The sequence below is a fragment of the Shewanella sp. SG41-3 genome (genome assembly GCF_014164545.1).
GTDB classification, from domain to species: Bacteria; Pseudomonadota; Gammaproteobacteria; order Enterobacterales; family Shewanellaceae; genus Shewanella; species Shewanella vesiculosa.
Map to the genome: position 1 here is coordinate 303,721 of NZ_JACJFJ010000004.1, position 26,904 is coordinate 330,624.

Sequence of the window (26,904 nt, forward strand, 5' to 3'; positions counted from 1 at the left end):
CGTTGAGCATGTAAAACTGTCAGTTTTAGAAATAAAATAGTTTTCAGATAACTCAATTGATAAAATTAGTTAACAACTGAATCTGCAAAGCTTAAATTAGCATATCATTGTTAACATAATTAAAATTTTTCGCAGCCTTCCAATGAAATGTTTATAGGTGAAATTTGAATTTTCGTGCCTTAACGCTTGCAACACACTGGCTAATTTTGGTCATTACATTGAGTTTCTCGGTGTCTGTTGCAGCGCAAAAAAATGCTCCTTATGACAGCCTAACTGAAGTAAAATTTGAGCACTTTGATACCAAGGATGGCCTAAATCAAAACTCTATTACTCGCCTTTTCATGGACAGTGCGGGAATGCTATGGATAGGTACTCAAGACGGTCTGCACAGTTATAATGGTGTAGACTTTAGCTTGTATTTGAAACAACAAAAAAGCACTAACTCTATTTCAGGCAATTTTATCACTGATATTTTGCAGTCACCTGACGGCGATTTATGGGTCGGTACTCTCAATAATGGTCTCAATAGGTTAAATTTAACCACAGGCAAATTTACTCAGTTTAAAAAAGCTCAAGGCTTGCTAGATCTTCAGGTGACCAAACTTGATGTTATCGGTGATACCCTTTGGATCGGCACACGTTCAGGTCTTTACATTCTCTCGCTAAAAACAGAAAAAATAACCTCCGTTAGCCTAGGCAATAACATTGCTCCTGAAATTACCAGTATCGCTAACATCGACAATAAGTACATTGTTGTCGGTACTCAAGCGCATGGCATATTTGCCATCGACAGTAACACTATCATTCGACTTGATATTCCGGTCAATATGACAGTAAATCAAATTAAATCGAGCTCAATCTATTCAGTTTGGTTAGCGATTAATAATCAAATTTGGCGCTACAATCTTGATACCCATGAAAAAGAACTCATTTGGACAAATGAAAATAGTTACGGATACAACCGTAATATTGCAGACTTTGTGGTGATTAATGCCAATCAGATTTTTGCTATCGGCAATAACAATGGCCTTTTTCAGCTGGATTTTTTTGATGAACAATGGCATAGCAGGCATTACAAGTATAATCCGCAAACCCTCAATACCATCAGTGCTAATAATCTGCAAAACCTAATGCTTGATCCAAATGGCACCTTATGGATTGGCACTGGTTATTCAGGAATTGATAAACTCTCTCTTACCAATCAATATTTTAGCCATCTCTACGATTACCAAACTGATACCCCAGGCATGGCAAACATGATCCGGGCTATTTTTCGCGATAAGCAGCAACGCCTTTGGGTTGGTACTGATGGTGCAGGGCTTAAATATTTAGCTCCTAATGACCATCAATATCACTATATTAATGAATTATTTGCTAAAACATTAGCAATACCAGCAGAAGAGTTATCGTTTGTAGTACACGACATAGTGCAAGATAACCAAGGTTTACTGTGGTTTGCCACCAATATAGGACTGTTTACTCTCGATAACAACAACACCCTCAAACAAATAAAACCTGCAAATGAGCAATTTAGTACCGATACCAAATTTCGCAGTTTAACCATTGATGACAAAGGCCGTTTATGGATAGCAAGTTCACAGGGGTTATATTTTATATCTGAATATAGTCACACTATGATGGCTTATAACTTTGGCTTTCAAGATGACTTTTCACCCTATAAATACCAGATTATTAAGCTCTATTTTAGCCAAGGTTATTTATGGCTAGGCACCATGGGCGGTGTCGTTAGGCTCTCTGCTGAAGCGCAACAATTAGTGTTGTTAAATCACGACCCAGAAAATCCTTACAGCATTAGTGATAACCGTGTTAGAGACTTTTTACTGGCCGATAACGGTGATTTTTGGGTAGCAACCCATGGTGGTATAGACAAGCTAACAATTGAATACGGTACATTTAAATTTGAACGGATGGACGTTAACGCGGATAACAGTAGCAATACGGTTTATGCCATTTTAGAAGATGACGCTCACGATTTGTGGCTCAGCACTAACTCAGGAATTTCACGATTTACTCCAAGTACTCAGAGCTTTATTTCCTATAATAAATTCGAAGGTCTACAAGCTAACGAGTTTAATGGTACTGCCAAATTTAAAGAGGCGAATGGCGCCTTATGGTTTGGCGGTATTAGAGGGCTTAATCAGTTTAACCCCAGCACGATTCCCACTCAGAGAGCGGAGAATAAACTGGCGCTAACGAAATACACCGTAGGTGAAGACCAGCATCCTATTCTCGACTTAAGCCATGCACCTCACATTGTCATGCCTTATGAACAACAACTGATCAGTTTTGAAATCGGCTCACTCAATTTTAATTACCCTGGATTAAACCGTTTTAGTTACTTTTTAGACGGCTATGATAGTGATTGGCATGAGTTATCTAACGGCAATGACATCACTTATACGAACTTACCGCCGGGTGAGTACACCTTAATGGTTCGCCATGCTCTGGGAACCAATAGATACAGTCAATATACACTAAATGTAAATGTATCCGTCATCCCGCCTATTTACATGACCAAGATGGCCTATGCACTTTATGCCACATTCGGGTTATTTATTATTATTTGGATTTTTTCGACTAGAAAGAAAAAACGAGCTAAACAACGCGAGTTTGACAGCAGTATCCGCGCATCTGAAGAGCGTCTCAAATTAGCGCTTTGGGCTTCTGGCGACGGTATGTGGGATTGGAATATTAAGGACGATAAAGTTTATCGCACTAATATGATTGAGCCGATGAATTTATCATTAACAGATCAACTATTGATTAAAAATATTGATCCAGAAGATAAGCCTCGGGTTCAACAACTGCTTAACGAACATCTCAATGGCGACAGTGAGTTTTTTGAAGCTGAGTACCGTGTTGAAACTAAACCTGGAGAATGGGCTTGGGTACTAGACCGGGGCCAAATCGTTGAACGTGATCACAATAATATTCCCATACGGATGGCGGGAACACATAAAGATATTACGAGTCGTAAAATTACCGAAAATGAACTTAAACTGTCATCACAAGTATTATTCAGTATGAACGAAGCCGTTGTCGTCGGCGAGTTGGATTACCAAATCCGTTCAATCAACCCTGCGTTTAGCCGTATAACTGGCTTTAAACACCGTGATGTTGTTGGCAAGCACTTCTTATTTTTGACCATGGGTAAGCAGTCTCGAGAATTTTATAATGCTGTTGAAACCCAGCTACTAAGACACAAACATTGGGCTGGTGAAATTCATATTCGAACTCGCGACCGACGCGGTATTCTTGCATGGTTAGAGATCAACCAAGTCATCGATAATAAAGGTGAAACCAGTCACTTTGTTGCAGTATTTACTGATATTACCGCACGTAAAAAAGCTGAAGAAGATTTACGTGTATTGGCTAACTTTGATCCACTGACCGGACTGCCTAACCGCACTCTGTTTCAAGACCGACTAAATCAAGCAGTAACCAAAGCCCATCGCGCCAATAGTATCGTGGCATTATTATTTTTAGATCTCGATCGATTTAAACATATTAACGACTCAATGGGCCACCATATTGGTGATTTGCTGCTTAAAGCCGTCGCCCATCGTCTACAAAATGCTGTACGAGATGGCGACACGGTTGCTCGTTTGGGCGGAGATGAATTTACCATTATTTTAGAAGGCGTGGCTAAAACTAAAGCGGCCACTATTATTGCGGAAAAAGTGTTACATGCATTTCAAACCCCATTCTTACTAGACGATAAAGTACTGACGATCTCACCGTCAATTGGTATCAGTTTGTATCCAGAAGATGCTAAAGATACTACATCGTTGATTAAGTACGCCGACACAGCCATGTATCATGCTAAATCATTGGGGCGAAACAATTTCCAATTCTATACTGAACAGTTAAACCAATATGCAACACGTTATGTTCAATTAGAAGCAGGGCTAAAAAAGGCGATTCAAGACAACGAATTATATTTGGTTTATCAACCTAAATATGATGTTAAAACTGAAAAGATTATCGGCGTTGAAGCCTTAATGCGTTGGGAGAGTCCAGAGCTAGGGCTTATTTCACCAGTTGAGTTTATCCCGCTGGCAGAAGAAACGGGTATCATTAACCAGATTGGTCACTGGGCGATTAACCAAGCCTGTAGTCAATTGGCACAATGGCATGCGCTTGGTTTTGAGCATATATCTGTCGCGGTAAACCTTTCGGCTAGACAGTTAAAAGCCGATATAATTTCTATCATAGAGGTCGCATTAGCCGTCTCTGGATTACCAGCAAGCGCCCTAGAGCTCGAATTAACAGAATCAATGATCATGGGCAATCCTCAAGATTCTGTAGCGATATTGGCGCAATTAAAGGCACTAGGGTTAACTATTGCTGTTGATGATTTCGGTACTGGTTACTCTAGCTTAAGCTATTTAAAGCGCTTCCCTATTGATACCTTAAAAATTGATAAAGAATTTGTGCGTGATATCACTGAAGACCCTGATGATGCCGCCATCACTAGCGCGATTATTACTTTAGCCCACAGTTTAGATCTTAACGTTGTTGCTGAAGGTGTAGAAACCCAAGCACAATTAAATTTCTTACGTGAAGGCGGTTGTGATCAAGTTCAAGGCTTCTTACTCAGTAAACCCTTAAGTGCCGATGACTGCATGACTTTATTAACATACGACAAAACTGACACTCGTCATTTTTAAGATAAAATAAAAGCTCCCAAGGGAGCTTTTATTATTATAAACATAATAAGCTAAACTATGGAGCAACGCGCTCAATACGCTTTACCCAGCCTGCTGGTGCAGGAATATGGCCTTTTTGTAACTCAGTAAATACTTTATAGATACGTTTGATATTAGGCCCAACATTACCATCACCGACTGTGATAATGCGTCCATCCTCAAAAATATATGAACTAACAGGTGATACTACTGCAGCGGTACCAAAACCGCCCGCTTCAATAATTTCGCCAGACTCAATATCAGCAACAAACTTATCTAACATTACAGTTTCTTGCCTCACTTCACATCCAAGTAAATCGCCCAACTCAAGAATTGATTGCGAGGTGATTGACTTTAAAATCGTATCGGTAAATGTCGGAATAATCACCGTACCGTCTTTTAAAATATGAAAATGATTCATTGCGCCAACTTCTTCAATTTGAGTGTTGGTTGAATCTAGATACAGCACTTGCGCAGCACCATATTCAGCTGCCGCTTTTCCTGCACGTAAAGAAGCGGCATAGTTACCCGAAGCCTTTGACGCTCCCGTACCACCAGAAACAGCACGGTGAAACTTAGTCGTAATTAATAAGCGAATACCATTATTAACCCCAGAAGCATAATAAGCACCAGATGGGCTTAACATGACGCAAAAAGTGTATTGCTGGCTTGGGCTAACAGACAAGCGATCTTCAGTGGCAAAAATGAAAGGTCGAATGTATAAACAGGCACCATCTTGCTGCGGGAACCACAAACGATCAACATCAATAAGGGCATTAATCGCCTTTACTTGCATCGCTTCATCGATATTTGGAATACACACAATATCGGCAGAACGATTCATACGCTCAGCATTTTTATTTAAACGGAAAGTATAAATCTCACCGTCTTCATGCATAAATGCTTTTGCACCTTCAAAAATCGATTGGCCATAATGCAATGTCATTGCACCTGGCGCCATTTCAAAAGGACCATAAGGCACTATGCGCGGATCGCACCATTGACCATCACGGTAATCCATTAAAAACATGTGATCAGTACGAAGTCGACCAAAACCAACATCACCTTCTGGTTTAAAGGGTTCTGTGCGGCGCTCTGACGCTGATTTTAAATTATATTTTATGTCCATTGCATACCACCTTAAAAACTGAGCTTGCAGACTATGGAGGCTAGAGATTAATGTCAAGTCGCAGCCATATATCCTAAATCAAAATACGTCAATTGAACGTAACAAGCATCAATATATTTATTCAAATTGCAACAGACAAACTGTCAGTGCATGTCTGATTTTCATCGCGCGCTTATTAATCAAAGTGAATCCATTAAGGCTAATCACTGACTTAAGGCAATAACTCGTTTACCACAGCGGCAATCACTGATATTTCAACTAAGTATTCCGGCTCCGCAATCGCAGCTTGCACACATGCTCTTGCAGGAGCATGGCCCGCTGGCAACCAACTATCCCATACTAGGTTCATAGCATCGTAATCTGTCATGTCTTTGAGGTAAATAGTCGCGGATAAAATATGATCGCGTCGGCTACCAGCTTGTGCCAGTAAACGATCAACCTGTTCAAGCATGCTCGCCGTTTGAGTATTAATGTCTGCGTACTTATCATTTGCAACTTGGCCACACAGGTAAACAGTATCATTATGGATCACAATACTGCTCATTCGCTCACTGACATCGTGTCGAGTAATTATCATAACTAAGTCTTTTATTACCATAGAGGGCAGATGAAAATAGCGCGATCTCAGATAAAGTACAATATAGTACGATTTATTGAATATATTTTAGCCACTTAGTTTTAAAGGCTATTCCTATAGGCCTTGTCACTGCTAGAATCGGGATTCCATCCAGAAACGTATAGGACTCCCCATGAGCCTTGAATTATTGTCCCAACTGGAAAACAAAATCCAGGCAACTCTCGAAAATATTGAGCTACTAAAAATGGAGCTTGATGAAGAGAAGCAAAAGAATGAAGCATTAGTATTACAGCAGCAAGAATTGACACAAAAAAACCAACAATTGCAGCAGGACCTAAACTCTTGGAGTGATAAGGTCAACGGCCTTGTTGGTTTATTGAATAACGAAATCTAAATGGATTGATACTGCTTTGATTGTGTTTCAATCAAGGCATTTAGTTCGCTGATAGCCTGCTTAACTTTTGGCAGGCTTTTTTTCGTCTGTAAAAAGCGGCCCTTATCAAACTCAAGTAACCCTAAGTCTTTTACCCAGATAACACCACTCAAAAAAATCCTCGCATGCTTAACAATCAATTTAGGTGCATACACAGGGAACCTTCTCATACGATTTCCTCCAACAAGATAACATATGTAAATTGCGATGAAATAACGACAATAAGTTATGTATAACTCGACAGATAGAAGTCTAAAGCGTCGATAAAACCACTTAACACGACTATTCACTTTTTGTTTAGTTTTCTAGTTGAGCCACTACAAGGTTAATGTCAAAAGATTAGACCACGCGCCTGCGGAAGAGTTTCATCAATACGCTATTTTTTATCAGGTTGATCAATCCAAAAACAAAACGACACTTTAATGCCGCTTGCCAATATTTTGACGCCATGTTAGGATCTTTAATGTTACTCAGGGTAAAAAAGAGTTATTTAACTCATCTCCGTATCGTCTTTTATAGACATACGGTTTTTTTTTGCCTGACACTTTTTACTTACAGTCTTTTGATTAACGTTTTTGCCGTAACGTAATATCCGCTCCCCCACCACAATACACTCCCTATAAATAATGCGACCAAGCTCTTTTACAGGCGAATAAGTGACGACTGGCCCTTGCCAGCATTTAAATCACAAATATTCAGGCAACAAAAAAGGAGCCTAAGCTCCTTTTAAAATATCAGCAGTTAACACTACTTTTTATTCATAGACGTTAAGTAATATGCAATATCAATTAACTCGTCATAAGATTTAATTGAGCTTGTTTCAACACGATATTTACCATTAACAACCAATGAAGGCACACCTGAAATTTTCGCATTTTCAGTATCACGCTTCATTTTAGACATCTTGGCATTCACCATAAATGATTTTGCTGCGGCATCATAAGCTTTACCATCTATGCCATTAGCAATAAATATCGCTCTGATATCATCAGGACGGGTGAACTGCTGGCGTTTTTCATGGATAGCGCTAAACAAAGCTGCTTCCATTTTTTTCTCAACATTAAGCTGCTGCGCAACTGCAAATGCACGAGACATTTCAACACCCATTTCACGACCAATAAACTCAACATGTTCCTGATTAAAGCTTACGCCTTCAGGTAAAGTCGCTTCTATTTTAGGCACCACAGTTTTAGAAAAATTAAAACAATGTGGGCAGTAAAAGGAGAAAAACTCAGTAATTTCTGGCTTGGCAGTTTCAGGGCCATCACTAATCACAGTGTAATGAACACCTTCTTTATAATCGGCAGCCATCGCAGCCATCGGCGCTAGCAAGAGTGCAGCAGCCATCAGTAATGCTTTTTTCATTTTACTTCCTTCTAATAGGCAAAATATAAATACGCTGGCTCTATCATAGTCTAGCGTTAGCCTGTAACTCAATTGCTAGCTAATTGTATTTGTAACTAAATACGATTAGGTAGTGATTATGAAATATTGTTAATTAAAACTGGGTAAACTCAGCGGAGGTTCATTGAGCGTAGATAACTGCTCTTTAAACGCTAGCGTTTGTTGTTCCCAGTACTTTATATCACCAAACCATGGAAAATTCATTGGAAATGCTGGGTCTTGCCAGCGTTTGGCTAACCACGCATTATAATGCACCATCCTGAAAGCCCTTAACGGCTCAATCAGAGCCAGCTGTTTAGCATCAAAATCACAAAACTCTTGATAGCCTTCTAATAAAATATCAAGCTGCAACAACTGTTGATGGCGATCACCAGTTAACATCATCCACAAATCTTGTATTGCTGGGCCTTGCCTGGCATCGTCTAAGTCAACAAATCCGGGGCCGTCTGGGGTCCATAAAATATTACTAGGGTGCAAGTCTCCGTGCAGGCGTATAGGCGTAAAACGATGTTGCTGCCATATCTGCTTGGCTTTATCTAAGACCTGCTCAACTACGGTAAAAAAAGCCGTTTGCATCGCGCTTGAAACCATATCACTTTCACGTAAATAGCGATAAGACTCATCTCCCAAAATCTCCGGCGTTAGCGATTCACGGTACTTAAAAGGTTGTGTTGCACCATACTGATGAATTCGCCCAATAAAACGGCCCACCGATTCGAGTTGATCTAAATTATCAACTTCAAATGCCCGACCACCAATAGAGGGGAATAGTCCAAAACGATAACCTTGATACTCAAATAAGGTTTTACCCTCGATAACCACAGGAACAGCAATAGGAATATCTTCGGCCGCTAAAGCCAAGGCGTAATCATGTTCTTCTTGAATTTGCTCATTACTCCAACGATGTGGTCGATAGAACTTGACCACATAGCGCCTCCCTTGGTCACAACGGAACTGATACACTCTATTTTCGTAACTGTTTAGCGCTAATAATCCCGTCTCAGGGAAGATACCAATGCTTTCAATGGCATCAAGAATGAGATCGGGTCTCAGTGCCTGAAAATGAAATTCTGCGCCCGTACGGTTATCCATGTATGCCTTCTTTAGTCGTTTGAATATGTGGAGCAAGTAGCGTTAACAAAAACGCTAGTACGTCTAATTCTGCAGCGCTATCGGTAGATATCCAACAAATATCACCATAAAACTCATAATGTAACCATAGAGGACTGCCTTCAAAGTTCAGCAACCATTGGTGGCGATCTGCGCCCCATTGGCGCTCACGGATTTCGCAATCAAGTGCCGCCGCCAGCGGTTCTGCAAATCGTTCAAACTGCTCAAAATCCACCTCAGCTTTAATAATAAGACTTAATGCTGCGGGATCTAATTGGGCTGACAATAATTTCATAAATTAACTCGACTAAAATAATTCAATTAACTGCTGCAAGACATAATTAGGCCTTGTCCCCATTCTGGTGGGCGTTTAGCAAAATCTTCCATCTCGGGCTGTTCGTCAAAAGGACGACTTAACAATTGTTGGAGTTGTAATAATTTACTGTTATCGCCACTTTCTTCTATATCAATAATGGCCTCTTGCGCGAGGTAATTACGCAAAATGTATTTCGGGTTAACACTATTGCGATCATCTTGCCACGCATTGACATCTGCCACTTCACCCACTCGCTTTTGATAAGCTTGATACCAAGTATCAAAGCCTGCAAGATCGACCATATCATCACGTAAAGTACAATAAGAGCTACTCGGGTCAATTTGACCCACACGACGTAAACTATTGGTGTAATCAAGTTGATTCGCTTCCAGTAAAACAGTTAACTGCCCCACGAGCTGTAAATCTTGCTGATCCAGCTCAGCTTGAGCCGCCTGAGTGCATATATTTGAGTTAATGCTCGCTTGAGGCAGCCCTAATTTGGCGCGCATTAGGCTTAAATACTGGTTAACTAATTCAGTTTGATAAGTATTTAATGCCGCAATTAAATCATCAGCATCAATAATGGGCGAGAGTGCTTGGGCTAAACGTTTAAGGTTCCATAGACCTACTCCGGGCTGCTGGCCAAATGCATAACGGCCCTCGTGATCAGAGTGATTACAGATAAAGTTTTCTTTAAAAGTATCTAAAAATGCAAAGGGGCCAAAGTCGAAGGTGTCACCGAGTATCGACATATTGTCGGTATTCATTACCCCGTGAGCAAAACCGATGGACTGCCAATGGGCAATCATTTTTGCAGTAGATTGCACCACCTCATAAAACCACTGTTTATAACCCGCAGCATCGGCGGATAAGTGGGTAAAGTGCTGCTGAATCGTAAAATTCACTAATTGAGTCAACTTACCAGCATCACCGCTTTCACTGTGAAAAAAATATTCAAAATGACCAAAACGAATATGACTTTTAGCCAGGCGTACCGTAATAGCTGCTGTTTCTTGGCTTTCACGCCATACAGGTAAGTCGGAACCGATAACGGCTAATGCGCGGCTTGTGGGCACATTAAGCGCCGCAAGCGCTTCTGATACTAAAAACTCGCGCACCGCAGAGCGCATTACTGCCCGGCCATCACCTTGGCGAGAGTAAGGTGTTGGGCCGCCACCTTTTAACGCGACATCCCAAGCACCATTAGGGCCAATAGCTTCACCTAATATAATTGAGCGACCATCGCCTAATCTGGGAGTGTAACCGCCAAATTGATGACCACTATATACTTGCGCATAATAACTGGCGCCAGGCGCGGCATAGTTAGCCGATAACTGCATCAGCAATTCATTATTAGGTTTTTGTAATCCAATCAGTTTCGCGGCGTCATCACTCCAACCAAGCCAATGAGGATTGCTGATGGGTAGCGGATAAACTTGTGAATAAAATCCGTCTAATTGTTCAAAAAAATCTTGCTTAAAGTGCATCATATACAGCACCAACAACCTGACTTTTACATTGTAATTGCTGTTGTTCATTTACCTGACACTGTTCACCACAAGCAAAAGCTTTCTCTGCTGGCAATGATGATGCCTGTAAGCGTAACATTCCTGCACCTTTAGCTTGGCATTGTTCTAATGAATCGTAATAACCAGAAATATGCTCTTGCAGGACAATTTGCGTCGGCACAGGCGTGTGGTCAGCCACATAAAATAAGGTCCATTCTGGAGTACGCATACACCCGCCAAGTAAGACTTGCGTGGCAGTTATCAGCAATATTGTAGTCAATGTACGGGTCATTAATATCATTTTAAACCTTAAAATCATTGGATCTGAAGCAACAAAAAAGCGAACCAAGGTCCGCTTTCCTTTTGAATATCATACCTGATATCCATGCAACAGTATTGATTAGCCTATTAGCTCGCTTTAGCTTTAGCTTTTTCGATGCGTTTTATTCGCCCTTCAAACCCAGTGACAGTTCCATCAGTTAACTGGTATTCAAGTGCTTGCTGGCACACCTTAAGCGCTTCATCAAATTGACCAACATCATTTAACAAGGTTGATAACTGCATAAACACTGGCGCTTTGATATCGTCAGTATTTTTTTGAGCCACATGTTGCTGATGCAGTGAGCGATAGAGCTCTAAATAGGTTAGCTGCAATGCTGCGCCATATTGGCAATAATCAGCTTGCTTACGCATTTTATAACAATGGTTAATCACACTGACTAAACCATCATGCTGACCTTGAAGATCTGTGGCATTGTTGGCTACTTCAACCTGCTGTTGCAAACTCTCACTAGCCCAATCGCCTTTAGCGGGCTCCAAACTCAATCCTCCAGCTTGGAGAGTCGACACTGCAGTCGCAGATGTATCCGCTGATCCAGTTTCAGCATGAGTCAAGCTCTCTGTAGTTTCAGAATCATTTGGCTCAGCATCTGGCTCGGTCGTGAGTTTTACGTTTGGAGTTTCGACAGGTGAAGCGTTCACTGATGGACTCTTAGCATGACTCAAGGTATCTGTAGTTTCAGAATCATTTAGCTCAGCATCTGGCTCGGTCGTGAGCTTTATTTTTGGAGTATCGACAGGAGAAGCGTTAACTGATGGACTCTTAGCATGACTCAAGGTTTCTGTGATTTCAGAATCATTTAGCTCTGCATCTGGCTCGGTAGTGAGTTCTGCTTGTTGAGTATCGACAGGCGAAGTATTAGCGGTTGTACTTGGTTCATCGACCAATGTAGCCGATGTGCTCTGAGGGGCATTAATAACAGAATCGCCTAAAACGACATCAGCTGCCGGTTTATCTAATTCCTTATGCTCTGCAACCGTCGTATCGGTAGCGGCTGGCGATGACGGTTGAGCAACTTCAGATGATGACGAATGCGCAGTGGCATTGCTATCGGTTTTATCAAGTTCTTGTTTTGCCACTGCTTGAGTGCGTCTGTATAGGTACAGAGCAATTGCAACCAATACGAGCATTAAAATGATCTTCATTAGGCTTCCACCTTGCTGATTAAGTGCCATAACACACTATTTGTTCTCACTCACAACGACATTTATTGTGAGGTAATGTAAAGGGTTAATGATAGCGTGCTGTTTTTTTAAGCATCTACCATTATTATTTCAATGTACACTATAAAAGCGACTATTTATCTATTTTAATCTGTAAAAAGGCATACATAGCCGATCATTTGAGCACTGGTTCAATCTTTTTTGCGATCTTAACCCCATATTTGCGATCTTAACCTCATATAAAGTTAATTTTGGGCCGAATATCAAAGTTAACCACACTCAGTTTGTCAGCTGTTATCATCGAGCTTACACTGCCAATATCAGACTATTTTACTAAGGTATTAAATCGAGGATAACCTTATGGCTGAAGCAGAATTATTGAGTGACCAATTACTCTATGAGTTTCGCACTATGCAAGCTATGGTGGAAATCTACTGTAAAGTGCACCACCCACTCAAACCAGCCAGAGATGTGTGCCTACAATGTAGTGAGTTTCTAAGCTATGCCAACACTCGTTTAGATCGTTGCCCCTACGGCCAACAAAAACCAACGTGTAATAAATGCCCAGTACACTGCTACAAGCCCCAAATGAAACAAAAAGCCCGTGAAATTATGATGTTTGCTGGGCCAAGAATGTTATTACCACATCCCATTATGGCGATTAAGCATTTACTTGCTGAGCGTAAACCTGCACCAGGTTTACCACCAGAAAAAGCCTCAAACAGACATTTTCGCAAAGTTAAGCAAGGTTAACAATCGTAAACTACTTGCTTTGCAGAAAGTAGGTTAGTATTCACTGTCGTCCAAGAGAGTGAAAATGAACCAATTTAACGATTTATTTATTCAAACATACTGGTGGCTTTCCTTACTCGGAGGCATTCATTGCCTTGGAGTGGGCGTGTATGTTCATTATATTTATCAAAGCAGCACTCGCAGCCATAGCCTACTCGCGGGAATATTTTTACTCATCGGTTGTTATTTTTTAACCGGGTTGCTAACACAAGAAACAGCTCCAATACCAATCCATTTGGCCCTAACGTTATTCATTCCAATCTATTTTTTACTCATGCCCATGCTGTATTTATATTGTAAAAGCAGCTTAACCGAACAAGACTACCAACCACTGATCATTAAACATTTTGGCGGGGCTATTCTTGCTGCCTTAGTCACCAGTTCAGCCATCTTGTTTCATATTCGTATCGCCCCTAAAAACTTACAAAACACTATTACATCACTCGCTGAGTTAAACACGATTAACCTACTAGCAGTCATTTTACCCCTATTATTAATGCTGCAAACCATGGGTTATTCTTGGGCGATTTATCGCTTGTTATCACGCTATCGACCACAATATTTAGCCAGTAGGCAACCTAACTTACAAGTTATTCGTTTTCGCTGGTTAAGCGTATTAACCATAGGTATTTTGATTAATTGGGTGCTGCGAATTGTATTGGTATACTTACCATTTTACTTAGGTGATTCAGTATCCTTGTTAATTCAAGCAGTAACTCAATTAAGCCTTCTATTCACAGTCTATGTGTTTGCCTTGTATGGTATCCATCAAGTCACACGATCAGCCTATTTGCGCGGTGCACTCAACGCCAGCAGCAAAGATGATACGTCACAGTCGCAACTTAAAGCTCATTCGCTACTAGACGATGAAGAAATCACCTATTTACAGCAGTTAATGACCAATAAAGATGGACGCGATACCAGTCAATACGCGACTAAAAATAGCAGTGATAAAAAAGACTAACGGCGCATGTCTCACGTTAACATTATGCTTAAGAGCGTATTGCGAGTAGCAGAATATAAATGTTTATTAACGCACGCTATGTAAGGGTTATGCTACTCTAAGGCCAGTTTTATCATGACAATATAGTCACCGAGGTTATTTATGAAACGTTCAATTAGCTTAGTGTTTTCCAGTTTTCTCGTATTAATAAGCTTCGCGTTTTCAGCTCCTAGTTTTGCTGACGAAGCAGCTTATAACGATGCAACTACCAATTTTAAAAAAGCCAACGAAAGCCGACATTTATTTGATTCAGCTTATGGTTATGCAATCTTCCCCAGTGTCGCCAAAGGGGGAATAGGTATTGGTGCTGCTTATGGTAACGGTCGAGTGTATCAGGCAGGCTCTTATATGGGTGATTCTACATTAACCCAGCTATCAATCGGTTTTCAGCTAGGCGGACAGGCCTATAGCGAAATAATCTTCTTTAAAGATGCCAAAGCATACAATGATTTCACCAGCGGCAGTTTTGAGTTTAGCGCTCAAGCGTCAGCAGTAGCGATTAACCTTGGTGCTAATGCTCAAGTCGGCACTACAGGTAATTCTGCGGGTGCAGGACAAGCTGGCAGTAATCATGCTGCGACTGCAGCCTACATCAATGGCATGGCGATATTTACCGCCGCTAAAGGTGGATTAATGTTTGAAGCCGCCCTAGCAGGTCAGTCATTTACTTTTGATGGTAAGTAACCGCGACGAGTCTTAACACTCTTAAGTACATAACATTCAGGCTGCCATTGGCAGCCTGAATTATTTTGAATAAGTGGTTTTTAAGGTATGGCCTGTGGCCACTAACGCTTAAGATCGCAAGGTTCCACCCTGCACGGGCCAAAAGAGGATCAACAGCAATCCCCTCTTGGATCACCCCTGCCGTTCCGGCAACATTTTCGCTGTTTAACCAAACAACGGCAGCGAAAAAATTGCAACGGAAATTTATCCAGCTTGAAACCTCATTTGAATCCTGCCTCGGCCTTATTCAAAAATGCTAACGCTTCCGATGGGGCGTCCCTTCCCCTCGAAAGCTAGCTCGCCATCCATGGCTAGCTCACGCTATTTTCTTCAACGTCCTCAAGTTCAGAGTTGAATTTATCCATTTTTAAGTAGAGACCAGATCGCTTTTTGGACAGAAATGAGTTAATAGCGAGCACTGTAAAAGGCGGTAAATAGTTGGCTAAAACTTGCAAGGAACGAGCACAAGTTAACTACTTTGCTTAATAGCCTTTATTAAATTTTTTGGATCGTTTGTACCCAGAAAAACAGTTGTGCCATCTTTAAGTTTTAATTCAACAGCCGTTAGACCAGAAACATTATATAACCATCCAGTTGAGATTAACCGAATTCCAAGCCCGTAGTACCATTTTGTTCTTATCTCTTGCGCCGACTCAATTTCAGATATCTTTATTGATTTATTCCAAAATTTTGGACCAAAAAACCATTTTATCTCTCCATCTTCAACTTTGATTGTTAATGCTGAAAAAAGAATTGAAACCAAACCTACAATTAAATACGCAAATCCAATAGGTTCGGTAGGTTGAGTTACCGAAGCAAAGATAAGCACTAATGTTACAACTCCCATAACAGAAATCATCGCGATTCCAAGCTGAGTGTTTTTATACTGCATGACAAGCTCCTTTTACAGTTAATGTTTTAGTATTTATGCGTTGCGCTGTTTGCGACGCATAAATCGCTTATTAGACTTGGGCGATGCCATATCAAACTTTAATCGGTATGTTTTATGCTATAGAAATTCGCTGTTTTACAGTAGTTTTTTGTACAACTTTGTATCTAATCACCTTTTCTAATTACATCTTTTAAGAAAGGTTTTCGATTTTATAGCTTTTATATTGCCCGGTTATGAGTTTCTCCAAGATATACCTTACTGACACGTTTTGGGTCAAAAACAAGTTAGCATTTAACTTAACATTCGTACCAAATGAAGCTAAATCGAAGAGATAGAATGATCCAGTGTAGATGCGACTGAGGGTATCGAAAACAGGGACATTTTCGTTAAGCGGCCATGGATGGCGCAAAGCGTCCCGAAGCAGTATCTGCACATAAGCCCACTGCAAGTGATTGACTACATTGAAGGTAAAAGCTTCAAACTCATTTAACCAATACCCACTCAGCTAAACACCACTCAACCAATCATAAAAAATACCAAACCTTCATTCGTAGGCCAACAAACTTTGGGGGCACAAACGAGTTAGTTTTCTTGACTTGGAAATGGACCGATTCAACTCTGAACTTGAGGACGTTGAAGACTCTTTATAAAAGAATGCGTGAACCTGACTGGACATCAGACTAGCTTTCGCGGTACAGGATGTACCATCGGAAGCGTTAGCATTTTCACTCCTTATTACAAGATGGGCCGAAGCAGGATTCAAACGAGGCCGAAAGCTAGATTAGTTTCCGTCGCGACCTTTTCGCTGTTCAGAAAATGTTGCCGGAACGCTGAGGGTTTGCAAAGGGGTACAAGCGCTTTACCCATTTGCTCTGGTGTGGGTGAAGCGCCACGACGTTAGTGGCCGCAGGCCATAAATACAAAAGTGCAAAAGTACAAACCTGGATCCCTGCTCACGAACATTACCGGGATGACGATTAAATTAGCCTGCGTAAGAAGACAACCTACTAACTTACTCTGGTGTGGGCGAAGCACCACAACGCTAGTGGCCGCAGGCCATGCAAAACCGATAAACTTGTCAAAAACCTATTTATATCCCCAAGGCGCTGGTGGTAATGCAACTGGTTGAGATAAATCAAACTCAACTTTAAAGTCGCGATTTTCCCTGGTTAACCGATAAGTAAAAGTATTGGCTTCAATCATCATTTGCCACTCGTTAGTAACCGATTGCGTTAAGCCATGTTGCTTAAAGTTGGCAATAGACTCATCGTCTACTGGAAACGTTTGCAAGTTGGCTGTGCCAGTATCACGGGTCTCTCCACCATACATAGTCACTTTGTCATCGCTGCCATCTTCATGGCGATGATCATGCTTTAAGCGCAATCCGGTATCGGTTTGAGTTATCACCCAAGTGCGAGAGTGATCATCACCAACATGAAATGGAATACGTAACTGGTGATCGGTGCATTCTCTTACATGCATAATTAATGGTTTGCCACTAAAGCCATCTCCTTCACTGCCACCAGCAGTGATCTTACCGGCAAAAGCTTTACCACAAAGAGCGCTAATCGCTTCAAAAAATTGCTGTTGCTGTACCGAGTTTGCGGCATAAGCAGGATTAACCAACATAGTGCTACCACACAGTAATACCCCACTAAGGTATCCGCTCAGCCTAATTAACGTTGGCATAATGATCATTCCTTGTTTATCAAATAATTAGATTTTAAAACGATTAAATCGATAAAGAGTCATAGTGTAAAACACTTATGACTATTCGCTACAGTATTAGCGACAGTATTAGCGACAGTATTAGCCCACATTACCTTGTTATTGAATCTATTGCTGCTAGAAAAACAAAACCCGCAAATGTTCATGCGGGTTTTATGACAATAAGTTAACGTGTTAGCTTACTTAGCGTATTTAGACTTAGTCGCCCAAGTGGTCGCTTTTGCTGGACGCTTAGCTCCCTGGCTTTTGGGTGCTTGCCCATTTGCCGCTTGACCCGAAGCTTTAGCTGGAGACTTTGGTTTCTGCCCTACTGGCTTAACACTGCCTTTATCCGCTTTAGTGTTACCTTTACGGTCTTCAAACTGATCGGCAGAAAAACGGGTCATCGCCTTTTGGCCGCCTTGTTCTTTTGCTTTAAGCGACGGCTTTTGGCCCCACTTCACTTTAGTTTGCTCGTTACGCGTTTCTGGTGGTACCAAATGATTTGGACCATTACCAATTAACGACTCTTTACCCATGGCGACTAAGGCTTCACGGATCATCGGCCAGCCTACAGGGTCGTGGTAACGTAACAAAAATTTATGTAATTTACGCTGACGGCCTTTTTTCGGCACTGTCACTTGTTCACTGTCATGTTTAATGTTTTTCAGTGAGTTAAGTTCGGTATGATAAATCGTGGTCGCATTGGCCATCGGCGATGGATAAAAATTTTGTACTTGATCCAATTTAAACTTCTGGCCTTTTAACCATAATGCCAAATTGACCATGTCTTCATCGGTAGTACCAGGATGCGCCGAAATAAAGTACGGAATTAAAAACTGCTCTTTACCCGCCTCTTTAGAAAACTTATCAAACAGCTCTTTAAACTTGTCATAGGTTCCCATACCTGGCTTCATCATTTTACTGAGTGGGCCTTCTTCGGTATGTTCTGGGGCAATTTTTAAATAACCACCCACATGATGTTTAGCTAACTCTCGAATATATTCTGGGTTTTCGATAGCCAAATCGTAACGCACACCCGAAGCGATTAGCACTTTTTTAATGCCAGGTACTTCACGCGCCGCTTTGTATAAGTCAATGGTATGTTTATGGTCGGTGCCCAGATGGCCACAAATAGACGGGAACACACACGATAAACGTCGGCAGGTTTTCTCTGCTTTCTCACTGGTACAACCTAAACGGTACATGTTTGCCGTTGGGCCACCCAAGTCAGAAATAACACCGGTAAAACCTGGCACTTTTTCTTGAATGTCTTTAATTTCTTTGATGATCGACTCTTGCGAGCGACTTTGAATAATTCGCCCTTCATGCTCGGTAATCGAACAGAATGAACAACCACCAAAACAACCACGCATGATATTGATCGACGTCTTAATCATATCGTAAGCTGGGATTTTTTCTTTGCCATACATCGGATGCGGGATGCGTTGATACGGTAAATCGAATACCGCATCCATTTCGTCAGTGTTTAATGGCCACGCTGGTGGGTTTACCCATACACCACGGTTGGCATCATGTGGTTGAAACAAGGCACGGGCACAACCCGGATTTTGCTCTTGGTGCAAAATACGCGAGGCGTGGGCATACAAATACTTATCTTCGCTGACCTTGTTATAGGCAGGAAGCAGCACATAGGTTTTTTCCCATGGCTTTGGACGCGGCGGTTGCACGCTAATGGCTTTGGGCGCATCGTTATCAAAAATCTTTTCGTCTGTTGGACCAGATAAATTACTGCAACCAACATCATCAGCACCATATGGGCTAGGTAATGGCTCAATTTTATGTAGTTGGTCAATTTTGCGTGAATCCATGCCGCGCCAACCGGGCATAGGTTCTTTACGCATTGTTGCGGTACCACGAACATCATCAATATCGCCAATGGCTTCACCCGCAGCAATACGGCGTGCAACTTCCATTAATGGTCGTTCAGCATTGCCGTAAATTAAAATGTCGGCTTTGGCGTCAAAAATCACACTGCGACGGACTTTATCTGACCAATAATCGTAATGAGCAATACGGCGTAAGCTGGCTTCAATGCCGCCAATCACAACAGGTACATCTTTAAAGGCTTCTTTACAACGCTGGGTGTACACGGTTACCGCACGATCTGGGCGTTTACCACCAATATCTCCGGCAGTATAGGCATCATCATGACGTAACTTGCGGTCTGCTGTGTAACGGTTAATCATCGAATCCATGTTGCCAGCGGTTACCCCAAAAAACAGATTTGGACGACCTAGCTGCATAAAGTCTTCTTTGTTTGACCAGTCTGGCTGCGAAATAATACCCACACGATAACCTTGAGCTTCTAACATTCGCCCAATCACCGCCATACCAAAGCTAGGATGGTCAACATACGCGTCGCCAGTCACGACAATAATATCGCAACTATCCCAACCTAAAATATCCATCTCTTTGCGAGACATAGGTAAAAAAGGTGCAGTTCCGTAGCATTCAGCCCAAAACTTTGGATAATTAAATAACGTTGACTCAACTTGCATGTATATGACCTACATAAATGGGGAAAACCAGTCTAACTGATCCGATGACAACATCAGCCTACGGCTGAATTTAACGGACGCGGAGTATAGCAGTACAGCGACACTAAGTGTGACTAAAAAAACATCAAAAGTGAAATATTTTTATCCTTTTATAACCTTGTAAAACGCATGGGAATATTGCTATTCCCTTATGCTTTCAATGTTATAACCCAAGAAAGAAGCCAATATTAGCAACCGCTAAGGTTAATAGCACAATCCACGTGATTAATACGCCCCAAAAACGGCCAAAATGATAACCACCTTGGCCTTGATTTAACCCAATTGCATGTAATAAGCGCGCCACAATCCAAGCGGTGCCCAAACAATGTATCAAGTAAACTGGCATACCATTTAATTCAGCCAACGCTAACAAAATAAGTACTATGGGTGCATTTTCAATTAAATTGCCATGCGCTCGAATCGCAATCGATAATCCTTGGTGACCACCATCACCGATACCTATTTTATTTGCGCGACGAAATTTAACCACTTTGTACGATAATGCTAAAACCAATACCGCCGTTAAACCCGCGTATAAACCCGATATCATCAATGTCATGTGTTATTCCTTGAGTCGACTATATTATTGTTATTACATCAATCTTTAACATATTGATGCTATACCAACATTTTGGATCAGTTTGGCTGTAAACACACGCCTTAATCGGTTAATATTCGCGCCAAAACTAGCTCAACACCCTAACAAGAGTGACTATCGCCCAGTGGATAATCAGGATTTTTTAGAAAAACGCCGATTTATTATTAAGTTAGGAAAATACTTACATAAGTTTGGTACGCCTGCGTATCGCTTAGAATCCCACTTGCAAACGGTATGTAGCACGCTCGGTATTGAAGGTTACTTTTTAATATCACCGACTTCGATGACTTTTGTACTGCAACACGATACTGAACAAGAGTATAACCATGTCGCTCGCGTCAAACCTGGTGACCTCGATTTAGGTTCATTAGCACGCACTTTTGAGTTAGTGGAAGAGCTTAGTTCTGGCCAGCGCACTCTGCAAGAAGCGTTAGAGCGCCTAGAAGAAATTGCCAATAAACCCAATCCTTATGGCCATAAACTCACTTTATTAGCTTTTGGCTCAAGTGCGGGTGCCTTTGCCATGTTAATGGGTACCGGTTGGCATGACGTTTTTTGGTCGGCTATTTTAGGCTTACTGGTATACAGCCTCGTTTTTTGGGCTGAACGTTCAAAACGTATTGCAGAAATGCTTGAGCCTATGGCGGCGGTCGTTTGCGCTATCATGGCAACAGGGATTGCGCAATTTGACCCGAGTATCAATTTACCTGTGACCATTTTATCGGGGATTATTATTTTTGTTCCTGGTCTTGCGCTCACGCTTGGCTTAGCGGAGCTTGCCGCCCGCGACTTAATCTCGGGTACTGCACGTATCATGGATGCTGTCATGCAGTTGTTTAAACTGTATTTTGGTGCAGTGCTTGGCATGACCATAGGGAAAGCGATATTTGGCGAAACCATTTATGTCGAACCGATACCACTGCCGCGCTGGGCGATTTGGTCTGCTGTACCGCTATTGTCTATGTCACTGGTGATTATCTTTAAAGCACGCTTAAAAGACTCTCCTTGGGGGGTTTTTGCTGGCATTGTGGCTTTTTTCTCTGCCATGCTCGGCGGTATCTACTTAGGTGAATCTATTGGCATTTTTGTCGGCGCGCTCGCGGTAGGTATTTATTCGAATCTATACGCCCGTTGGATGAAGGCACCAGTGTCGATTGCGTTACTCCAAGGTATTGTTATTCTTGTTCCGGGTAGCAAAACTTATATCGGCTTAAATGCACTTATCTCAGGTGAAACGATGCTGAATCAAGCCCATTTAGGCTCACAAATATTCCTCATTTTTATGTCCTTAATCGCAGGACTCATTTTTGCCAACGTAATCGTACCTCCCCGCCGTTCCTTGTAAGCCTCCGATTATTATATTTCAAACAGCATGAGGGCATGATAAATACAGCCCTTATGTTGTTAACAATCTAAATACCCTTATCTTTTTAGTGGCTAAATGAAATATTTATTTAAGCTACATGTTTGACTATGATGTTATTCAGGTATGATACAAAACAAAGAGGCAACATAATAATTTCATATTAGAAACAATTACCCTTTGTTGCTGACCTCTTAAAAAAACATAACAATAAAAATAAGGACGAAGCTATGCCAATCATATTTATGGCAGCATTTATTTTCTTCATCCTGCTGACTTCGCAGAGTGTTCAAGCTGAGGTTGCAGCCACTCAGTCACAGCTAACCGCCAACGATGACTCTGACATCAATGAGCAATCGACAACTAATAAGCACCTTGTTGATAAGGTCGCTAAAATCGTTATTGTTAGTCACCCTATTTTTGATGAGTCAGCACCAGATGCTATCTTTTTACATCGCTGGGCTAACTATTTGCATATCAACACCAAAGAATCGACCATTCTCAATAGCTTAAGCTTTGAAAAAGGCGATAAGATCACCGAGAAAGATCTGCAAGAAGCGCAGCGATTGTTGCGTTACGAATCTTATATTCGCGATGCTAAAATTAATATTGCCAGAAAAGACCCATTGGCAACCGATAATGTTGAAGATGTGGTGTTAGTCGAAACATGGGATAACTGGTCATTATTACCCACGGTAAGCTTGAGCAAAAATGGTGGCGACACTAAATATTCTTTTGGTATGAAAGAAGATAACCTACTGGGATTAGGGGTTAAAACCAAAATAAAATACCAATCAAGTGCCGATCGTACCGGTTATAAATTAGCTTTTGATGCTCCAGTAAGATGGCTTAAACACGCGAATGTGTCGGTTGATTTTTACGACAACAGTGACGGTCAAGCATCCTCAATTGCCTTTAATAAGCCCTTTTATACCCTCGATAGCCAAAATATGTATGCAGCGTCGTGGTTAACTGACACCCGCATTGATACCATTAGACAAAATGGTCAAGACATTAACGAGTTTGAGCATGTTATTGATTATGCAAACTTAGGTTATGGTTGGTTAGTCGATAAACAAGCGGATCAATTGCATCGTATCAGTGTCGGTATTACCCAAGACCAACATCAATTCAATAATATAGACTTATATCCTCAGTCACCATTACCTTATGATCGTGAATTTATGTATCCATGGATCAGCTACGAATATGTCCAAGATCAATTCACAGTCCTAAATAATATTCACCTGATTAATAAAAACGAAGACTTTAATTTGGGCTGGCATCATAGGGTCAGTTTAGGATTAGAAACCAATGACGTCGCTGATAATGCCGATCTCGGCTACCACTTAACCATGCTAAGTACCCGTGGCTGGCAAAAAGACAATCAATTATTGCTCATGACTATCGATGGCCAGACCGATATTCAAACGGGTCAACAGGACTTTTATAATGTCGGTTTAGGGGCTGAATTTTTCCATCAAATTAGCCCAAAGTGGACGGCCTACTCCAAGGCCCGCATTGCCACTTCGCACAATAATTACCTTGACCGAACTTTTGCCCTTGGCGATGAAACCGGCGTGCGCGGTTACCCTAATGACTATCAACATGGTGACAACCAATGGTTACTTACTGGTGAGATCCGTTATTACCCTAATATTAACTTATATCAACTGGCCGAATTAGGCTGGGCAGTATTTGCTGACATTGGCGAAGCAAGCGGCGGCACAGATCAGCAAAATGAAGTCAATGGTCCTATTGGCAGTGTTGGCATCGGCGCGCGCATTTACTCCCCTAAATCAAGCTACGGTAACGTAGCCCATGTTGATATTGCCGTCCCTATCACCACAGGTAATGACATCAATGCCTGGGAATTTAGATTCCAAGTTAAGGACCATTTTTAAAGCGGTAGGTAGACCGTTTAGTTACGATAAACTTTCGCAAAGTAGTCAGCACTTAATGCTTTATGTGCTGCAATGTAGACTTGATGACCAAAAATGTTCTCAACTGGTGGCCACAAAACCAGCGTGTAAAGCAGCGGCTTAACAAAAAAGGAGTAAACAATAAATTGTTCACTCCTTTTTATTCAACAACACGTAAATACTACTGCAACTAACCGTCTTAGTTTAAAAGTGATGTGATACCTGCAACACCACTTCTCGTGGTGCACCAGGGAAATGACCATTACGTTCAGAGAAACCGCTCACGGCATATTGTTTATCAAACAGGTTTTTCACATTTAACTGAAATTGCGTATCTTGCCACCGAGTTGTCCAGCTCATATCAAACACAGTATAAGGCTTAACACGCTGCGCATCCGCGCTGATTTGCTCACTAACATAGTCGGCACCTAATGCAATAGAAGACTGCAAACTGGCAATCTCATAACGCGTCCACAAACCCGCTTGATGTCGCGGCGCATTAATAAACTTAGTGCCATCGGCATAAGTATCGCCCACATCGCCTTGGGTAACACGGGCATCGTTGTAGGCATAATTGGCCATAATGGTCCAGTCGGCAGTAATATCGCCCACCAGAGTAAACTCAACCCCTTTACTTTCGACATGCCCTAAACTAACCAAGGCAGGGATACCATCATCAAGACCGGTATAGTCAGGGTTACTCATGGCAACATCTTTTTTGGTAATTTGATACACAGCAACCGTGGTCATCATACTACCGTCAAACCACTGATTTTTAATACCGAACTCAACCTGCTCGCCCATTTCCGGATCTAAACTCGCGTCTTTACTTGCAGTTTCTTGATCGCCAAGGGAGGTCGGATTAAAACTTTCAGCGTAGTTAATATATAACGACGTATCGGTGGAGTATTTATAAACAACACCACCACGCGGTGATACATGGCTATCACTAAACTCAAAGCCAGTTTCTTTGTCAAAATCGTTAAAGTGATCGTAACGTAGTCCCATCAACAACAACCATTTCTCGCTTAAACTAATTTGATCTTGAACATATAAACCCGCGCGTTCGGTTTTAGTGCCATCACGATGTTGATCTTGTAAGTTATAAGTTGAAGGATCTGTTTCACCGTAATTAAGATCAAAAATGTTGAGATTGGCCACCCCGTCAGCCTCGTAACGGGCACGCCAATAATCATAATCGCTGTTTACGTGATGATAATCTGCTCCAAATAATAAGGTTTGCTCAATATCAGTATCTAATCGATATACAAAATCTGACGTCACACTCACTTCTTGGTTAGCGCGATATTGTTTACGATATTCACGTTTAATGGTTTTATCATCAATATTTGCTTTACCATCGCCATTAACATCAACCCAACTTTGTGATTCGTGATACCCCTGAACGCGCTCGTTATCCAGATAACGCACTATGGTATTAACACTCAACTCATCGCTAAAGTGATGTTGTAAGTTAGCTTGTAATATTGTTGCTTCAAGGTTTTGATAGTCGGATTTTTCATTCGCGTTATAGCTTGGATCCACTAAAAAATTACCCTCATCGTCAACGGGAACACCACGTAAACGATTACCGCCTAAGTCTTGTTTGATATAATCAATGGTGGTTGTGAGCGCTGTATCATCGCCAAGTTGAAATAATAACCCACCGGTCAGCTCGGTGTTTTCAGAGTCTGCATTATTACGAAAGCTGTCTTTTTGTTCATAAAAACCACCTAAACGATAGGCAACTGAATCTGTTAAACCACCTTTAGAATCAATTGACCCGCCCATACGATCGTTATCACCAGTGGTTAATGTCACTTCAGTATCTTGGACAAAGCTCGGCTTTTTATTGACATAATTGATCATCCCGCCAGGTTCTCCACCACCGTATAACGCAGCAGCAGGACCTTTTAACACTTCAACTCGTTCAATATTAAATAACTGCGGTACGCCGAATCCCGAAAAAGGGTCGCCTCTTACACCGTCATAAAACACATTGCTGTCATCACGAAAACCACGAAAGGTCACTCCCGAGTAACTGTAAGTGCTTACCCCCGCAATAGAACGATATAAGTCGGTGATTTCACGTGCCGCTTGGTCAACAATCAACTGTTCATTCAGCACCTGTACCGATTGTGGTAAATCCATAATATCAGTTTCAACTTTGGCACCAACAGACGTAGAAGATTCACGATAAAAGGTCTGTGCCCGCCCCATGACAGTTATTTTCTCAATTGACTGATTCGAATTCACAGCCGATTCATTAGCACTGACACTCAACGCTGGTAATAGTAGGCTTAACACCCCAATATTCGTAACCTTCAAATGCATGACACTTTACCTAGTAACAATCTATCGCTATAAAATTGCGTGCAATATAGCATCAAATACTAATGACAACTATTCTCATTCAATAATTTACATTTGTGATATTTTGTTAATTATTATCTAGCACAGAATATTGCTAGCATGAAGTCATTGCAGTAGGTTGAGCATGCAGCAGTAAATAACCGCCGTTGTTAATCTGTGCATTAGTGTGAGAGTAAATTGAGGAGGTGTTAATTGGTCAAACATGCTATTGGCGACGTATAACCACCCTTTTCAGAATCAGATTATTGAAGTATAAACACACCAATTCGTTTGCAACACAA

Annotated in this window: 21 protein-coding genes; 7 read left to right on the plus strand and 14 right to left on the minus strand. The window is 41.4% G+C overall.

The window, feature by feature from the left end; translation table 11 throughout:
* Positions 1–230: 230 nt before the first annotated feature.
* Positions 231–4,691: an EAL domain-containing protein gene (locus tag H5164_RS09700; RefSeq protein WP_182756079.1), complete on the plus strand. Its 4,461-nt coding sequence runs from the start codon at positions 231–233 to the stop codon at positions 4,689–4,691.
* Positions 4,692–4,746: 55 nt separating this feature from the next.
* On the opposite strand, the gene H5164_RS09705 is transcribed toward H5164_RS09700, so the two are convergent.
* Both H5164_RS09705 and H5164_RS09710 read right to left on the minus strand, forming a co-directional pair.
* A complete protein-coding gene (locus tag H5164_RS09705) occupies positions 4,747–5,838 on the minus strand; it encodes a branched-chain amino acid aminotransferase (RefSeq protein WP_124017525.1) in 1,092 nt (363 codons plus the stop codon).
* A 211-nt stretch (positions 5,839–6,049) separates the two neighbouring features.
* Positions 6,050–6,415 carry a RidA family protein gene (locus H5164_RS09710; RefSeq protein WP_182755845.1) on the minus strand — a complete coding sequence of 122 codons (366 nt, stop codon included), beginning with the start codon at positions 6,413–6,415 and terminating at the stop codon, positions 6,050–6,052.
* A gap of 172 nt (positions 6,416–6,587) precedes the next feature.
* On the opposite strand from H5164_RS09710, the gene H5164_RS09715 reads away from it, so the two are divergent.
* Entirely contained in the window at positions 6,588–6,809 is a 222-nt protein-coding gene (locus tag H5164_RS09715; protein WP_124017523.1) for a cell division protein ZapB, read from the plus strand.
* On the opposite strand, the gene H5164_RS09720 is transcribed toward H5164_RS09715, so the two are convergent.
* The 7 genes from H5164_RS09720 to H5164_RS09750 all read right to left on the minus strand — a co-directional run bounded on the left by H5164_RS09720 (position 6,806) and on the right by H5164_RS09750 (position 12,671).
* Complete coding sequence (locus tag H5164_RS09720) at positions 6,806–7,018, minus strand: DUF1107 domain-containing protein (protein WP_124017522.1); 213 nt, start codon at positions 7,016–7,018, stop codon at positions 6,806–6,808. The two genes, H5164_RS09715 and H5164_RS09720, sit on opposite strands and share 4 nt — an antisense overlap.
* A 577-nt stretch (positions 7,019–7,595) precedes the next feature.
* Positions 7,596–8,213 carry a thiol:disulfide interchange protein DsbA/DsbL gene (locus H5164_RS09725; protein ID WP_124017521.1) on the minus strand — a complete coding sequence of 206 codons (618 nt, stop codon included), beginning with the start codon at positions 8,211–8,213 and terminating at the stop codon, positions 7,596–7,598.
* A 129-nt stretch (positions 8,214–8,342) separates the two neighbouring features.
* A complete protein-coding gene (locus H5164_RS09730) occupies positions 8,343–9,344 on the minus strand; it encodes a serine/threonine protein kinase (RefSeq protein WP_124017520.1) in 1,002 nt (333 codons plus the stop codon).
* Positions 9,337–9,657, minus strand: a complete 321-nt coding sequence (locus H5164_RS09735) for a DUF3630 family protein (protein ID WP_124017519.1) — start codon at positions 9,655–9,657, stop codon at positions 9,337–9,339. Before H5164_RS09735 ends, H5164_RS09730 begins: the two co-directional genes overlap by 8 nt.
* Before the next feature lie 26 nt (positions 9,658–9,683).
* Complete coding sequence (locus tag H5164_RS09740; protein WP_182756081.1) at positions 9,684–11,165, minus strand: YdiU family protein; 1,482 nt, start codon at positions 11,163–11,165, stop codon at positions 9,684–9,686.
* Positions 11,155–11,478 carry a hypothetical protein gene (locus H5164_RS09745; RefSeq protein ID WP_220492685.1) on the minus strand — a complete coding sequence of 108 codons (324 nt, stop codon included), beginning with the start codon at positions 11,476–11,478 and terminating at the stop codon, positions 11,155–11,157. The genes H5164_RS09740 and H5164_RS09745 overlap by 11 nt, the downstream gene beginning before the upstream one ends.
* 116 nt (positions 11,479–11,594) lie before the next feature.
* Positions 11,595–12,671 (minus strand): hypothetical protein, encoded by a 1,077-nt coding sequence (locus H5164_RS09750; RefSeq protein ID WP_182755849.1) that lies wholly within the window; start codon positions 12,669–12,671, stop codon positions 11,595–11,597.
* Between the two features lie 378 nt (positions 12,672–13,049).
* Here H5164_RS09750 and H5164_RS09755 point away from each other — a divergent pair, with 378 nt between their 5' ends.
* The 3 genes from H5164_RS09755 to H5164_RS09765 all read left to right on the plus strand — a co-directional run bounded on the left by H5164_RS09755 (position 13,050) and on the right by H5164_RS09765 (position 15,168).
* Positions 13,050–13,442: a nitrous oxide-stimulated promoter family protein gene (locus H5164_RS09755; RefSeq protein ID WP_124017516.1), complete on the plus strand. Its 393-nt coding sequence runs from the start codon at positions 13,050–13,052 to the stop codon at positions 13,440–13,442.
* A gap of 64 nt (positions 13,443–13,506) precedes the next feature.
* Positions 13,507–14,445, plus strand: a complete 939-nt coding sequence (locus H5164_RS09760) for a hypothetical protein (RefSeq protein WP_124017515.1) — start codon at positions 13,507–13,509, stop codon at positions 14,443–14,445.
* A gap of 141 nt (positions 14,446–14,586) precedes the next feature.
* Entirely contained in the window at positions 14,587–15,168 is a 582-nt protein-coding gene (locus H5164_RS09765) for a lipid-binding SYLF domain-containing protein (RefSeq protein WP_124017514.1), read from the plus strand.
* 508 nt (positions 15,169–15,676) lie between these two features.
* On the opposite strand, the gene H5164_RS09770 is transcribed toward H5164_RS09765, so the two are convergent.
* The 4 genes from H5164_RS09770 to H5164_RS09785 form a co-directional block, all read right to left on the minus strand.
* Complete coding sequence (locus H5164_RS09770) at positions 15,677–16,099, minus strand: hypothetical protein (protein ID WP_182723108.1); 423 nt, start codon at positions 16,097–16,099, stop codon at positions 15,677–15,679.
* 1,086 nt (positions 16,100–17,185) lie between these two features.
* On the minus strand, positions 17,186–17,788 hold the full coding sequence (locus H5164_RS09775) for a hypothetical protein (RefSeq protein ID WP_182755852.1): 603 nt from the start codon (positions 17,786–17,788) through the stop codon (positions 17,186–17,188).
* Between the two features lie 218 nt (positions 17,789–18,006).
* The gene (locus tag H5164_RS09780) at positions 18,007–20,328 is read right to left on the minus strand and encodes a YgiQ family radical SAM protein (protein WP_182755854.1); all 2,322 of its coding nucleotides are present in this window, start codon (positions 20,326–20,328) and stop codon (positions 18,007–18,009) included.
* Positions 20,329–20,530: 202 nt separating this feature from the next.
* Positions 20,531–20,926, minus strand: a complete 396-nt coding sequence (locus tag H5164_RS09785; protein ID WP_182697779.1) for an MAPEG family protein — start codon at positions 20,924–20,926, stop codon at positions 20,531–20,533.
* Between the two features lie 163 nt (positions 20,927–21,089).
* Between H5164_RS09785 and H5164_RS09790 the strand changes: the two genes are divergently transcribed.
* Together H5164_RS09790 and H5164_RS09795 are read left to right on the plus strand one after the other, a co-directional pair.
* Positions 21,090–22,310 (plus strand): threonine/serine exporter ThrE family protein, encoded by a 1,221-nt coding sequence (locus tag H5164_RS09790; protein ID WP_182756083.1) that lies wholly within the window; start codon positions 21,090–21,092, stop codon positions 22,308–22,310.
* A gap of 263 nt (positions 22,311–22,573) precedes the next feature.
* Complete coding sequence (locus H5164_RS09795) at positions 22,574–24,232, plus strand: ShlB/FhaC/HecB family hemolysin secretion/activation protein (protein WP_404948303.1); 1,659 nt, start codon at positions 22,574–22,576, stop codon at positions 24,230–24,232.
* 222 nt (positions 24,233–24,454) lie between these two features.
* Here H5164_RS09795 and H5164_RS09800 read toward each other — a convergent pair whose 3' ends face one another.
* The gene (locus tag H5164_RS09800; RefSeq protein WP_182755856.1) at positions 24,455–26,584 is read right to left on the minus strand and encodes a TonB-dependent siderophore receptor; all 2,130 of its coding nucleotides are present in this window, start codon (positions 26,582–26,584) and stop codon (positions 24,455–24,457) included.
* Between the last annotated feature and the right edge of the window lie 320 nt (positions 26,585–26,904).